At 64.3% G+C, this 14,157-nt stretch carries 7 protein-coding genes; 1 reads left to right on the top strand and 6 read right to left on the bottom strand.

All coding sequences use genetic code 11. From position 1 onward, the window contains the following. Positions 1–25: 25 nt before the first annotated feature. From trpS to mutS, 4 genes are all read right to left on the bottom strand, one after another. Positions 26–1,063: a tryptophan--tRNA ligase gene (gene trpS, locus QZZ02_RS09075; RefSeq protein ID WP_291843818.1), complete on the bottom strand. Its 1,038-nt coding sequence runs from the start codon at positions 1,061–1,063 to the stop codon at positions 26–28. Positions 1,064–1,124: 61 nt separating this feature from the next. Further along, the gene (murJ, locus tag QZZ02_RS09070; protein ID WP_291843817.1) at positions 1,125–2,669 is read right to left on the bottom strand and encodes a murein biosynthesis integral membrane protein MurJ; all 1,545 of its coding nucleotides are present in this window, start codon (positions 2,667–2,669) and stop codon (positions 1,125–1,127) included. Positions 2,670–2,671: 2 nt separating this feature from the next. Further along, positions 2,672–5,482 carry a [protein-PII] uridylyltransferase gene (glnD, locus tag QZZ02_RS09065; RefSeq protein WP_291843815.1) on the bottom strand — a complete coding sequence of 937 codons (2,811 nt, stop codon included), beginning with the start codon at positions 5,480–5,482 and terminating at the stop codon, positions 2,672–2,674. A gap of 49 nt (positions 5,483–5,531) precedes the next feature. Continuing rightward, a complete protein-coding gene (gene mutS, locus QZZ02_RS09060; protein ID WP_366511520.1) occupies positions 5,532–8,225 on the bottom strand; it encodes a DNA mismatch repair protein MutS in 2,694 nt (897 codons plus the stop codon). A 118-nt stretch (positions 8,226–8,343) separates the two neighbouring features. Here mutS and QZZ02_RS09055 point away from each other — a divergent pair, with 118 nt between their 5' ends. Then, positions 8,344–10,629 (top strand): NADP-dependent malic enzyme, encoded by a 2,286-nt coding sequence (locus QZZ02_RS09055; RefSeq protein ID WP_291843813.1) that lies wholly within the window; start codon positions 8,344–8,346, stop codon positions 10,627–10,629. 3 nt (positions 10,630–10,632) lie between these two features. Here QZZ02_RS09055 and QZZ02_RS09050 read toward each other — a convergent pair whose 3' ends face one another. Together QZZ02_RS09050 and QZZ02_RS09045 are read right to left on the bottom strand one after the other, a co-directional pair. Further along, on the bottom strand, positions 10,633–11,970 hold the full coding sequence (locus QZZ02_RS09050) for an MFS transporter (RefSeq protein WP_291843811.1): 1,338 nt from the start codon (positions 11,968–11,970) through the stop codon (positions 10,633–10,635). A 45-nt stretch (positions 11,971–12,015) separates the two neighbouring features. Continuing rightward, on the bottom strand, positions 12,016–13,977 hold the full coding sequence (locus QZZ02_RS09045) for an ATP-binding protein (protein ID WP_291843809.1): 1,962 nt from the start codon (positions 13,975–13,977) through the stop codon (positions 12,016–12,018). Positions 13,978–14,157 lie beyond the last annotated feature (180 nt).

The following is a 14,157-nucleotide window of genomic DNA, read 5'->3' as shown; positions in this document are numbered from 1 at the left end:
CGATTTGGGGAGTGCGGCATAAGGCCTACCCCCAAAACCCGATGACCTTCTTGGTCTCGTCGATGACCGGCTGGGCAACGGCGCGTGCCCGCTCGGCCCCGTTTGTGAGGATGCGGTCGATCTCGGCCTTGTCGGAGATCAGGCGGCGGTATTCGTCGGAAATCGGGGCGAGATATTCGACCGCGACATCGGCGAGAGCCGGCTTGAACGCGCCAAATCCCTGACCCCCGAACTCGCCGAGCACATCGAGCTTGGTCTTGCCGGTCAACGCCGCGTAGATGCCAACCAGATTGGACGCTTCGGCCCGGCCTTCGAGCTCCTCCACCGTCGCCGGAAGCGGTTCCGGGTCGGTCTTGGCCTTCTTGATCTTGCGGGCAATCATGTCGGCATCATCTTCCAGATTGATGCGGGAATTGTCCGACACGTCTGATTTCGACATTTTTGACGCCCCGTCGCGCAGGCTCATGATGCGCGCGCCCGGTCCCTGGATGACCGGTTCGGTGATCGGAAAGAAGGCTTCGCCCTTGCCATAGTCACGGTTGAAGCGCGCCGCGATGTCCCGGCAGAGCTCGAGATGCTGCTTCTGGTCCTCACCGACCGGCACTTCGGTCGCCTTGTAGACGAGGATATCGGCCGCCTGCAGCACGGGATAGGTGAACAAGCCAACGGAGGCGCGTTCCTTGTCCTTGCCGGCCTTGTCCTTGAACTGGGTCATCCGCTCAAGCCAGCCGAGGCGAGCCACGCAATTGAGGATCCAGGCCAGTTCGGCATGCGCCGGCACGGCCGACTGGGCAAAGATCGTGCTTTTCTCCGGATCAACACCCGCCGCAATATAGGCGGCAGCGGCCGAACGCACCGAATCCGGAAGGGTTGCCGGATCATGCGGCATGGTGATCGCGTGCATGTCGACCACGCAGTAAAAGCACTCCCGCGTGGGGTCTTCCTGCAGCGCCACCCAGTTCTTCAACGCTCCGAGATAATTGCCAAGATGCAGACGACCGGTCGGCTGCATGCCGGACAGGACGCGGTGCGGACCTTTGTAGTCGGTGGGCGTTTCACTCATGGGAGGGCCTTGCGGGTAAGACGAACAGGGACATGCGTCTTAGCGAGCGCAGGCAAATGCCTCAAGAGCGCTTGAGCGCGCCGCGCACCTCTGACGGACGCAGGGCACCCGTCGCCAGCGCCGCGACGCCATAGATCCCGAGACCGGCGACACAGACAACGAGCAGGGTCACCAGCGTGGAATTGAACAGGACGGCACGGATCTGGTCGGCATACTGCTCGGCGACGAGCAGGAAGACCGCCATGATGGCACAGGCTGCGAGAATGCGCGGCAGCTTGCCCAGCAAGCGCGCATCCGGCTCCAGAAGACCCCGGCGCCTGAGCGTCACGGCGAGCAGTATGGCGTTGATCCAGCCCGCCAGCGCCGTGGCGATAGCCAGTCCGGCAAAGCCAAGTGGGCCAAAGAAAAGGGCGAGACCGACCGCCAGGTTCACGACCACGCCGACGGTGGCGAATTTCATCGGGGTCAGCGTGTCCTCGCGGGCAAAAAAGCCGGGTGACAGGACCTTGATCAAGACGAAGGCCGGCAACCCCATAGCGAAGGGCACCAGGGCCTGACTCACCATGACCGCATCATTCGGCGTGAACTCATTGCGCTGATAAATGCCGGTCGCGATAAAAACCGGGATAACAGCCAATGCCGTTGCCGCAGGCAGCGTCAGCGCCATGGATATCTCGAGCGCCCGGTTCATCGCGTTCGAGGCGGCCTCGACGGCCCCGGCACGGACACGGCCACTGAGCGTCGGCAAAAGGACGACACCCATGGCGATACCCACCACGCCCAACGGCAACTGGTAGAGCCGGTCCGCATAATACAGCCAGGAGCGGGCGCCCTCATCAATGGTCGCAATGGAGGATGTCACGAGGATATTGATCTGCGTGACGCCGGCAGCAATTGCGCCAGGCACGCCCAGGATGACCAGGCGTCGCACGCCCGGGGAAATGCGGGGCACGGTCAAGGAGAGGCGAAGACCGGTCGCGCGGCAGGCCGCGAACAACCAGACCAGCTGGGCAATGCCGGACAGGCTGATGCCGACCGACAGGTGCAGGGCCAGGTCTTCACCTTCGGCCGGGGAAAAATAGAGAATGCCGATCAGCGTCAGGTTCAACAGCACCGGCGCCGCCGCCGCGACCGCGAAGCGACCATGCGAGTTGAGCACCCCGCTGAGCATGGCGCTCAAGGACATCATGAGCAGGTAGGGCATCGTGATCTGGGTCAGAAGCACCGCCAGCTGGAGCTGGTCAGGCTCACCGACAAATCCCGGCCCCAGGGCATACATCAGCCACGGCATCAGCAATTGCGCTGCGACCACGAGAACAAGCATCGCGGTCAGCAGGACCGACATGACCTGCCGCGCAAACCGGATCGCTTCGCCTGCCTCGCCGGATTCCAGCTTCCCGGCATACAAGGGTATGAAGGCGGAATTGAACGCGCCCTCAGCAAATATGCGCCTGAAAAGGTTCGGGAACTGAAATGCTGTCAGGAAAATGTCAGTAACCGCGCCTGCGCCCAGAGCCGCAGCGAGCAGCATTTCTCTCACCAGGCCGAGGACCCGACTTGCCATGGTCAGCACGCCGACAACGGCCGTGGATCGGAGCAGGCGCATGATTACCTCAATACACTGGCCCGGGCGCGGGCAATTCCGCGTTGCGCGGCTTTCTTGTCGAAGGCGGATTCGCTTTCGGAGAACACCGCCAGCAAGCCGCTTTGCACACGCTCGACCATGGCCGCGTCGTCCAGCTTTTGGCCGCAATGCGTCACATAGAACACGTCGGTTGCGCGCTCGCCATAGCCATCAATCTGGGCCGAAGTGAGAGCGAGGTGCTCATCGGCCAGAATATCGGCGAGATCGGCCAGCAGGCCGGGCCGGTCACGCCCGGAGGCCTCGATCACGGTCGCCTGTTCGGCAATCTCGTTGGAGATCGTCACACTTGGCGTGACCCGGAACGCCGCGTCGCGGCGCTTGAGCGGAGCAGCGGGACGGCGGCGGACCGTGATTTCACCGGTCGCCACTTCACGCAGATACCCGACCAGCGCCTGGCGCTGAAGCGGGTCATGATGGCCATAGGGCTGACCGGCAGCGTCCTGGATATAGAAAATATCAAAAACCTGGTGCGAGACGGTCGTGTTGATCGTCGCGCCGACCACATCGGCCCCCACTTCGGCGAACGCCGCGACGAGATCGGCAAAAACGCGTTCGCGATCCGGTGACCAGATCATCACCTCCGTGGCGGCGCGGCGGCGGTCCACGCGCGCGGCCGCCGAGGTCTGCAGCGCACCGGTGCGCGCATGGCGCACGAAGGCCGCATGGCGAAAGCGGTCCTCCTCGGAAAAGGCCGTCCAGTAAGCGTCATTCAGTTCGGCGGTCCACCAGGCCGCAAACTCCGGATTGACCCGTTCGAGACGGGGCCGGATCCGGTTGCGGGCCAGCTCGGCCTTGTCGGCAAGTGTCTCGCGCGCCAGCTGCAGATTATCGCCCTCGCTGGAAAGAACCTGTTCGGTGGCGGTGTAGAGCTCGCGGATCAATTGTCCCTTCCAGCCATTCCATACACCGGGTCCAACCGATCGAATGTCAACAACTGTCAGGATGGTCAGAAGACGCAATCGCTCGACGGTTCCGACCGCTGCCGCGAAATCTGCCACGGTGCGCGGGTCGGAAAGGTCACGGCGCTGCGCGGTATCGCTCATCAGCAGGTGGGAAGCGATCAGCCACGATACCAGCTCTGTCTCGCCTTCGCCGAGCCCCATACGCTCGCAGGCGGTGATCGCCCGTGCCGCGCCCTCGATACACTGGTCGCCGGCTCCCTTGCCGGTATCATGCAGCAGGACAGCGAGGTGCAGGGCGCGCCGGTTCTGGATCTTGGGAGCGAGCCTGGTGACCAGCGGGTGATCAAGCGGGTGCAGCCCGTCCTCGATCTCGCGCAACAGGCCCAAGGCCTGCAGCGTGTGCTCATCCACCGTGTAACGGTGATACATGTTGAACTGGGTCCGCGCGACGATATCCCCGAATTCGGGGATATAGCGCCCCAGAACACCGGCCTCGGTCATCATGCGCAACACCGCCATCGGCGCGGCGCTGTCGAGCAGGACGGCAAAGAAGGCACGCGCGGCACGCGGCGCACGGCGGAACTCATCGTCAATCAGGTGCAGCGTCCGACCAATTCGCGCCACCGCCTCCGGATGCAGGTCGAGGCGGCGCGAAGCGGCAACATGGAAGAAGCGCATCAGGCGGATCGGATCTTCGCGGATCTGGGTGGCATGGGCAAAGTCGAGACGGCCATCACGCACGATGAACTCGCCAACATCGGCATCCTCGGCAGCGTCCATGCCCGGCGGCAGGAAGCGCGCGAGCCCCTTGGGCTTGGATTTCCAGGCATCGGCTTCCAGCTTGGCACAGACCAGACGGGTCAGGGCGCCAACATCCATCGCCGTGCGGAAATAGCGTCGCATGAATCGTTCCACACCGCTCTCGGTCTCGCCATCCTCAAAGCCCATGCGGGCAGCGATCTCGGGCTGGACGTCGAATGTGAGACGCTCATCCTTGCCGCCAGCCAGCTCGTGCAGATGAAAGCGGACGGTCCACAGGAAGTCGTCGGCAAGAATGTATTTCGACACGTCCTCGACCGAGAGCAGGCGGCTCCCGACCCAGCGCTCGAACGCGTCGGCACCATAGAGGAATTGCGCCAGCCAGCGCATCAGCTGCAGGTCACGCAGCCCGCCCTTGCCGGATTTGAGATTGGGTTCAACCGTGTAGCGCGAGCGACCGGCTTTCTCGATCCGGGCATCACGCTCGCGCAACTTGGCCTCGACAAAGGCCGGCAGATCGCCGGCCACGACCTCGTCCCGGAAACGCTGGGCCAATCGTGTGGTCACCGCCTCATCCCCGGCGAGATGGCGCAGGGACAACAGGGCCGTACGTTCCGACGCGTCTTCGCTTGTCAGGGCGAGCGTCTCGTCCATGGTGCGGCAGGCACCGCCGCCGACATCGATCTTGAGATCCCACAGGGCGTAGAGGAATTGCTGCAGGAAGGCATCCGTCCGTTCGCTCGCCTCGTCCGGCTTGATCAGCATCAGGTCAATGTCCGACGATGGCGCCAGTTCACCGGCACCGAATCCGCCCTGGGCGCACAAGGCGACCCCGGCTGATCCCTCGGCATCAGCTGCCGACATGGAGTCGAACAGGGCATGCAGGCAGGCGCTCATGCCATCGCACAGGAGATGCGCCGCCACGGCACCACCACCAGCACCGGACAGGCTGGCGAAGGCCTGTCCGCGGAACCGGTCAATCGAGGCGCGGACATGACTCAAGGCCGTCGCCCTCGCAGCCGGCGAATCCCAGCCTTGCTGGGCCAGGGCAGCCGCCAATTGTGCCCGCAATTGCAGACCATCCAGCGAAGCGGGCAAAACGGGCATCTTCATAGCGGGGCCAATCTAGTTCACCGCATGGCGCGGCGTCACGTCTTCTTCGTCACGATTTCTTTGTCAGGGCCTTGAGCGCGTACAGCACATCGAGCGCTTCGCGCGGGCTGAGCGCGTCCGGATCAAGCTGGGCCAGGCGGGTTTCGACCTCCGAGACGAAAGTCTCCGGTTCCGGTTCCGCAACCGCGAACAGCGGCAGGTCGGTCAGGGCCGCCGCCGGGGTTCCGTCTGCCTCGAGCCGGGCCAGAATGGCCTGGGCACGTTTCACTGCCATGCGCGGAAGGCCGGCGCGGCGGGCGACCTCGATGCCGTAGGAGCGATCGGCAGCGCCGCTTCCCACCTCGTGCAGGAAGACCAGCTCACCTTTCCATTCTCGCGCTTTCAGCGACACATTGCCGGCCGCATCGAGATCATCCGCCAGGCGGGTCAGCTCGTGATAATGGGTAGCGAACAGGGCCCGGCAGCCATTGACGGCATGCAGATGCTCGGCTGCAGCCCACGCAATCGAGAGCCCGTCAAAGGTGGCGGTGCCGCGGCCGATCTCGTCAAGGATGACAAAGCTTCGCGGCGTCGCCTGGTTGAGGATGGCGGCTGTCTCGATCATTTCCGCCATGAAGGTCGAACGGCCGCGCGCCAGGTCGTCGGCGGCCCCGACCCGCGAATAAAGCCGGTCGGCAATACCGATGCGGGCTGAGCGGGCCGGCACATAGCACCCGGCCTGCGCGAGCATCAGGATAAGCGCATTCTGGCGCAGGAAGGTTGATTTACCCGCCATGTTGGGACCGGTCACGAAGGTCAGCCGCGCCGCCTCGCCGCCTGCACCGTCAAGATGGCAGTCATTCGGCGTGAAGCGACCATCGCCCGCTTTCGCCAGTGCCCGCTCGACGACGGGGTGGCGACCACCCTCGATGTGAAACACGCTGTCGTCGGACACGAGCGGACGACTGGCCTCGCTGTCCTCGGCCCATTCGGCCAGGCCCGCCGAGACATCGAACTCGGCAAGGGCCCGGGCGGCGGCACGAATCAGTTCCGCTTGCGCCTCGACCCGGTCGCGCAGTGCGGCGAAAGTATCGATCTCCATCGCCAGGGCGCGGTCACCCGCTGAGGCGATCTTGGCCTCGAGCTCGGCAAGTTCGGTCGTCGAGAAACGCACCGCATTGGCCATGGTCTGGCGATGGATGAAACGCGCATCGCCCATCAGGGCGTCACCATGCTTGGCGGTCACTTCGACGAAATAGCCCAGAACATTGTTGTGCTTGACCTTGAGACCGCTGACCCCGACCGCCTCGGCATAGCTCTGCTGCAGTCCGGCGACGACGCGGCGCGAGGCATCGCGCAGCTGGCGCAGCTCGTCGAGATCGGCCTGCCAACCCTCCGCGATGAAGCCGCCATCGCGGGCAAGAAGCGGCGGTTCATCGACAATGGCGCGCTCGAGATCGGCGATCAGCGCCGACAGGTCCGGCTTGTCCGCCATGACAAGCGCCGTCAGCCCGTCGGCGATGAGGGCTGGCGGTGTATCCAGCCGGTTGCCAAGCAGGCGCGAGGCAATGATCTCGCCTTCCTGCAGCGCTGCCGCAAGGGATTTGAGATCGCGTGGACCACCACGGCCCAGCAGAAGACGCGATAGCGCACGCTCGGCATCACCGGCCTGGCGCAGACGGTCGCGCAGATCGCGGCGCTCGGCCCGGGCCCGCTCGAACCAGGAAATTGCGTCAAGCCGCGCTTCGATCATCGCGACATCCGTCAGCGGCCGGGCCAGACGTTCCGCGAGGCGGCGCGCGCCCGGCGCGGTCACCGTCCGGTCTATCGCGTCCAGCAAGGACCCCTGACGCGATCCTGACAGGGTGCGCTCGATCTCAAGGCTGGCGCGGGTCGCCGGGTCTACGGCCAAGCTCGCCCCGGCCCGGATCTGGCGCGGCGGAGCGAGCTTGGCGGGCGCGCCGGCCTGCGACAGGGCGAGATAATCCAGCAGCGCGCCCAGCGCCGCACATTCGGCCTTCGAGAAGTCGCCGAAGGCGGTCAGCTCCCGGACGCGGAATTGCTCCTTGAGCTGGCGTTCGGCCGAAGCCGGGTCGAACTTGGCCCGCGGCAGCGGCGTCAGCGTCGCGCGCGGTGCCAGCAGGGCCGCCTCGGCGAAGCCGCGCTCCTCGACCAGCAGCTCGGCCGGGCTCATGGCGGCAATCTCGGCGGCCAGATGATCTGGCTGGACGGGCGAAACCCGGAAGTCTCCGGTCGACACATCGGCCCAGGCGAGTGCGGCCTCGCCGGTTGCCAGCTGCGCCAGAGCGGCGATCCGGTTCGAGACCCGCGGATCGAGCAGGCTGTCCTCGGTCAGCGTGCCCGGCGTCACGACCCGCGTGATCGCGCGTTCGACGACCGCCTTCGACCCGCCGCGCGCCTTGGCCGCCTTGGGGTCTTCCATCTGCTCGCCGACAGCGACCTTGAAGCCGGCCTTGATCAGGCGGGCCAGATAGGCCTCGAACGTCGCCGCCGGAACACCGCACATGGCGATCGGCTCGCCCTGGTGTTCGCCGCGTTTTGTCAGGGCAATATCGAGCGCCGCAGAAGCCCGTACAGCGTCGTCGAAGAAGAGTTCGTAGAAGTCGCCCATCCTGTAGAACAGCAAGGAATCGGCCGGCGCCTGCGCCCGCAGGGCCAGGAATTGCTGCATCATCGGGGTCGCACCCTCGGCGGAAGGAAAGGTGCGATCGCGCGGCACGGGGAGGGTCGACAGGGCATTCATCGGCACAGACGGTGGCGAGGTTTCGCCTTGCGTGCAAGGGTGTGAAGCGGCTAGAGCGCTGTAAGGTCCGGGACTTCATAATCCGCCCGGACTTTTGGAAGATACAGGGACATCGGTGATGAACGACAGAACCAGTCACGTCGAGGACGAGGAAGCCCTCGCCTTCCACAAGGATCCCGTTCCCGGCAAGCTGGCCATGTCCCCGACCAAACCGATGGCGACCCAGCGCGACCTGTCGCTCGCCTACAGCCCCGGCGTCGCCGTGCCGGTCAAGGCTATCGCAGCCGATCCGGACAAGGTCTACGACTATACCTCCAAGGGCAACATGGTCGCCGTGATCTCCAATGGCACCGCCATTCTAGGCCTCGGCAATCTTGGCGCCATGGCGTCCAAGCCGGTGATGGAAGGCAAGGCGGTCCTGTTCAAGCGCTTCGCCGATATCGATGCGATCGATATTGAGGTCGAGGAAGAGGACGCCGAACAATTCATCGAGTGCGTCAAGCGGATCGGCAATACATTCGGCGGCATCAACCTCGAAGACATCAAGGCGCCGGAAAGCTTCATCGTCGAACAGCGCCTGCGCGAACTGCTCGATGTGCCGGTCTTCCATGACGACCAGCACGGCACCGCCATCATTTCCGCCGCCGGTATCATCAATGCCTGCGAACTCACCAATCGCCGCATCGAGGACCTCACCGTTGTCGTCAACGGTGCCGGCGCCGCTGGTATTGCGGTGCTCGAATTGCTCAAGGCGATGGGCGTGCACCCCGACAACGCCATCCTGTGCGACAGCAAGGGCATCATCCACACCGAACGCGACAATCTCAACCAGTGGAAGGCTGCCCACGCGATCCAGACCGACAAGCGCTCGCTCGCCGAAGCAGTCGACGGCGCGGATTGTTTTCTCGGCCTGTCTGTCGCCGGCGCACTCACCCAGGACATGGTCAGGTCGATGGCCAAGGACCCGATCATTTTCGCCATGGCCAATCCGGACCCGGAGATCTCCCCGGAAGATGCCCGCGCCGTCCGCGAGGACGCGATCGTGGCCACCGGGCGGTCGGATTATCCCAATCAGGTCAACAATGTCCTGGGTTTCCCCTACATTTTCCGCGGCGCCCTTGATGTGCGTGCCCGAACCATCAATGAAGAGATGAAGATCGCCGCCGCCCAGGCCCTCGCCGCCCTGGCCAAGGAAGACGTGCCGGACGAGGTCGCGGCCGCCTATCACGGTGCGCGCCCGACCTTCGGCCGCAATTACATCATCCCTTCGCCCTTTGATCCGCGCCTGATCTCCTATGTGCCGCCCTATGTGGCCCAGGCCGCGATGGACACCGGCGTGGCCCGCAAACCCATCCCGGACATGGCGGCCTACCGTGCCTCCCTGGCGCGCCGCCTCGACCCGACCGCCGCCCTCTTGCAACGCATCCAGGGCGCGGTGATGGGGCATGGCCGCCGCATCGTCTTCGCCGAGGGCGAGGAGCCCTCGGTTATCCGCGCCGCCTTTGCCTTCCAGAATCAGGAACTGGGCAAGGCCATCCTGGTCGGTCGCGAGGAAATCACCCGCGCCAATATGCGCCTGGTCGGGGTGCCGGAAGACTCGATCCAGATCGTCAATGCGCGCCTGTCGGACCGCAATGCGGATTATTCCGACTTCCTGTACAGCCGCCTGCAGCGCAAGGGCTATCTCAAGCGCGACGTGCAGCGCCTGGTCAATAATGACCGCAACGTCTTTTCCGCCTGCATGGTCAAGCTGGGCGATGCCGACGGCATGGTCACCGGCACGACACGCTCCTACGGCGCGGCCCTGGCCGACATCTCCCAGGTCCTTGACCCCGCCGAGGGCCAGCGTGTCATGGGCATGTCGATCGCCCTGGCGAAGAACCGGACCCTCTTCATCGCCGACACCAATATCGCAGAATTCCCCGACGAGGAGGCCCTGGCCGATATCGCCACGGAAACGGCGGCAGCGGCCAAGGGTTTCGGCTTCACGCCACGAGTCGCCTTCCTGTCCTATTCCACCTTCGGCAATCCGTCCGGCGACCGCTCGGACAAGCTGCGCCGGGCGGTGCAGATCCTCGACGAGCGCGGTGTGGATTTCGAATACGAGGGCGAGATGAATGTCGATGTCGCGCTCGACCCGTCACACCGCTTCCTCTACCCGTTCTCGCGCCTGAAGGGTCCGGCCAATGTGCTGGTCATGCCGGCCATCCATTCCGCCTCGATCGCGACCAAGCTGTTGCGCATGGCCGGCGGAGCGACCGTGATCGGGCCCATGCTGGTCGGGGTCGAAAAACCCGTCCAGATCGCCCGCCTGGGTGCCTCGGTCTCGGAAATCACCACACTGGCGGCCCTGGCCGCCTACGACCCGGACAAGCACGACGTCGACAGCGGGCTGGCGGAGTAGGGGTCAGGGAGCGGCGTCGGCCGTTTTTTCCAGGTCACGGACACCACGGGCCGCATCCGTGCCACGCAACATGATGAAGATGATCAATGCAGCCATCGGCAGCGCATAGCTGGCGGTGACGACGAAGAAGCCAACATACCCCATCGTTTCCGCCATAACGCCAGAGAAGCCGGCGATGAATTTGCAGATGAGGGCGTAGAGCGACGACAGAAGCGCGTATTGGGTCGCGGCGTTGAGCGGATCGGTCAATGACGACAGGTAAGCAATAAAGGCCGTCCCGACAAAACCCGCGGCGATATTATCGGCACTGATGACCGCCGCCAGCAGGCCAACACTGTCGGAATCGCCCGTGGCAGCGAGGTAGGCGAAGGCGGCATTCGTGGCGAAGGTAATCACCGCGCCAACTACCATCGTGCGCAGGACGCCAAAGCGGTAGGCGATCAAACCTCCCAGGAACCCGCCCGAGATCGTGGCGATGATTCCGGGTCCGCTCTGGATACCGCCGACGATGGCTCGGTCAAAGCCCATGTCGGAATAGAGCGGGCTGGCCATAACGCCCATAGTAAAATCGGAAAGTCGATAGAAGGCCACCAGCAGGAAGACCGGCACAATCCAGTTGCCCAGGCGATCCCAGAACTGCTTGAACGGCTCAATCACGGAATCCGCAACCCGGCGGCCAAAACTCTTGCCATCCGGCTCCCGATACGCGTGGTAGGGTTCCTTCATGAACAGCACGAGGATCGCGCACGCGCCCATGGTTGCGGCCATGACGAGGAATGACACCGTCCAGTTGGTCCATTCTGAAATGGCCAGTCCGAAGCCCGAAAACATGATTGCGCCGCGATAGCCCAACACGTAGGCGGCGGCCATGTTCGCCTGATCGTCACGTGGCCCAGATTCGATCCGCCAAGCATCGATGGAAATGTCGAGGGTAGCGCCCGAGTAGGACAGGATAAAAGCGCCGAGCGCGGTCACCACAAGCCCGTTGGCCGGGTCTGTGAATGCAATCATTGCCAAGCCGACCATCGTGCCAAGTATGGCGACAATCATCCAGGACCGGCGTTTCCCGAGCGCCGATGTCAGAAAGGGGATGGGCATGCGATCAACAACGGGCGCCCACAGCGGTTTCAGCGTGTAGGAAATCGTCACCCAGTAGAAAAACCCGATGGTGGAGCGCTCGATCCCGGCGTCACGCAGCCAGAAGCTGAGCTTGGAGAAAACCATCATCAGCGGCAGGCCGGAGGCGAAGCCGAGGATCAGCATCGCAATCATGATGGGGCGCCCATAGGCAGCGAGCGTTTGGCCCCAGGTCTTGCGGGCCGGAGCCATCAATTCCGCCATGATCTCATGTCCCCGTTTGTGCCTGATATTCCGGCTGAAAGTCGGTCACCCCATGCTGGCGCGGTTTCCGGGGCGGCACAAGCGAGTGAGGATGTCGGCGAGCTGGTCGGCGTCCAGCGGCTTGGTCAGGAATTCGTCCATGCCGGCGCCGAGGCAGAGCTTGCGGTCGGCCTCGCTGTCATTGGCGGTCAATGCGATCAGGGGCAGGCAGCAGCCGGCGGCGCGCGCAGCACGGGCGACATCCGGCCCATCCATGCCCGGCATGCGCTGATCGAGCAGCGCGGCATCAAATGACTGTGAGGTCAGGCTTTCCAGCGCGGCATCACCGTGTGCGACCGGCGTGACGCGTACGCCAAGCCCTTCAAGGCATTTGCGGGCGATCAGGGCGTTGACCGGGTCATCTTCAGCCACGAGCAAATGGAGGCCGGACAAATCGGGTTGGAAACATGTCGAAGCGGACCGTTCAGCCAAGCGCAGTCCGGCGGTGCCTTCGGCGCCGGGGTTCCCGGACAGCTGCGCCACCAGGGTCGAAGCCCGGACCGGTTTGACGAACCAGTTGACGCTCCCATCGGCGACCAGGTCGCAGCGTTGCGCCTTTTCCGCCGGTGTCACCAATTGCCAGACCCGTCCCGGAGGGGAGGATCCGGCCCATGCCGCGTCGCAAAGGATTTCGACCGCATCCGGACCGTCGATCACGTCCGACAAGGCTTCCCGCGATTGAATCGTTTGCACGTCGGCGCCGAGCGCGACCAGCTGGTCGCACAAGCTGTCGCGCAGGGTTTCATTGGCACAGGCAACCCGTATGGAGCGGCCGGCGAGAGGTGTATCAACGCGTTTTGCCAGCACGGGCAGATCAAATATGAGCCAGAATTTGGCACCCTCGCCAAGACGGCTCTCAACACCCATGGCGCTGTTCATTGCATCGGCGAGGCGACGCACCATTGCGAGGCCCAGCCCAGCCCCGCTTTCGGCGCCATCGCGTTCGGCGGCGCCGCGCTCGAAATGCTCGAACAGGGTTTCCTGGTCAGCCTCGGAGATGCCCGGTCCGGTATCGCTGACCGACAGGGCGAGCCGGTCACGGCCTTCGCTGTCAGGCGCATTGGCGACATCCAGTCGGACACCGCCTGAGCGCGTGAACTTCACCGCATTGCCGAGAAGATTGTAGAGGATCTGCTTGAGCCGGGCCGCATCGCCGGTAATGAGGGTCGGCGCATCGGCGGCATGAACGACGCCGATCTCGAGCCCTTTTTCCTGTGCCCGGGGCGCGGCGAGCTCGACAGTTTCGCGCACCAACTCCGCAACATCAATGGTTTCGGGCCGCAATTCCAGCCGACCTGCCTCGAGTCGGGACAGGTCGAGAATATCATCGACCATTGAAAGGGCGTGATCGGCCGAGGCCGCGATCGAGCGAACATAGTCCGCCTGGTCAGGCTTGAGCGCGGTCGCTTCGAGCAGGCGTGACACGCCGAGCGCGCCGGCCAGCGGCGTGCGCAACTCGTGCGTGACCGCTGCGAAGAAAAGTGATTTGGCCCGTTGCGAAGCTTCCAGATCCTCGTGCGCCGCGCGACGGCTGGTGACATCCCGGCCGACCGAAATCACGCCCGCACCGTCGGGCAGGAGGCGTTCATCCCATTCGATCCAGATGGCGCCCTTGCGGGTCCGCATCAGCATTTCATAGCGCCGCGAGTCCCGGGCCGAAACCGGCGGTGCCACCGAGAACCAGCGCCCGACCCAATCTTGCCGTTCACCGCCAAAGGCGGTCAGGAAGGCGGCGTTCACATACATGACCCGACCGGAATAGCCGCGTACGAGGATGAGCTCGCCAGCAACGTCAAGCGCCGACAGAAGCAGGCTGTCGACAGGTTCGGATATTGACGCGAAAGGATTCGCCGGTTCGGCAGCAGACGACAGGTCTGACCGGTCCGTACCGGGCACGTCCCTGTCATTCCCCGCCGCGTCTGACGGCGATGAACCGGCTGTCCGGCGATCTCCCGGCTTGTCGGTCATTCGGCTGTCCTCGGATCGATCCGCCTGATGGATAGTCGATTTGGGTTAATGAAGCGTCGTTGAAGCCTCGTTGAAGCGTGGCTGACCAAGCAGCGGTGTGCGTGACCTGTCCGCAGGTTTATCGCAGCCGCGCAGGGGGGGAGCAGCGCTGGCGGTGTCTGGCTGCAGAACCGGCCGCCT

This window comes from Maricaulis sp. (assembly GCF_015665295.1).
Taxonomy (GTDB): domain Bacteria; phylum Pseudomonadota; class Alphaproteobacteria; order Caulobacterales; family Maricaulaceae; genus Maricaulis.
This window is presented reverse-complemented; position numbering and strand designations above follow the sequence as displayed.

What these genes read in the sequence shown, in the direction of transcription:
- trpS (WP_291843818.1), bottom strand. Translation starts at nt 1,063, where the DNA reads ATGAGTGAAACGCCCACCGACTACAAAGGTCCGCACCGCGTCCTGTCC.
- mutS (WP_366511520.1), bottom strand. Translation starts at nt 8,225, where the DNA reads ATGAATGCCCTGTCGACCCTCCCCGTGCCGCGCGATCGCACCTTTCCT.
- QZZ02_RS09045 (WP_291843809.1), bottom strand. Translation starts at nt 13,977, where the DNA reads ATGACCGACAAGCCGGGAGATCGCCGGACAGCCGGTTCATCGCCGTCA.
- murJ (WP_291843817.1), bottom strand. Translation starts at nt 2,669, where the DNA reads ATGCGCCTGCTCCGATCCACGGCCGTTGTCGGCGTGCTGACCATGGCA.
- glnD (WP_291843815.1), bottom strand. Translation starts at nt 5,482, where the DNA reads ATGAAGATGCCCGTTTTGCCCGCTTCGCTGGATGGTCTGCAATTGCGG.
- QZZ02_RS09055 (WP_291843813.1), top strand. Translation starts at nt 8,344, where the DNA reads ATGAACGACAGAACCAGTCACGTCGAGGACGAGGAAGCCCTCGCCTTC.
- QZZ02_RS09050 (WP_291843811.1), bottom strand. Translation starts at nt 11,970, where the DNA reads ATGGCGGAATTGATGGCTCCGGCCCGCAAGACCTGGGGCCAAACGCTC.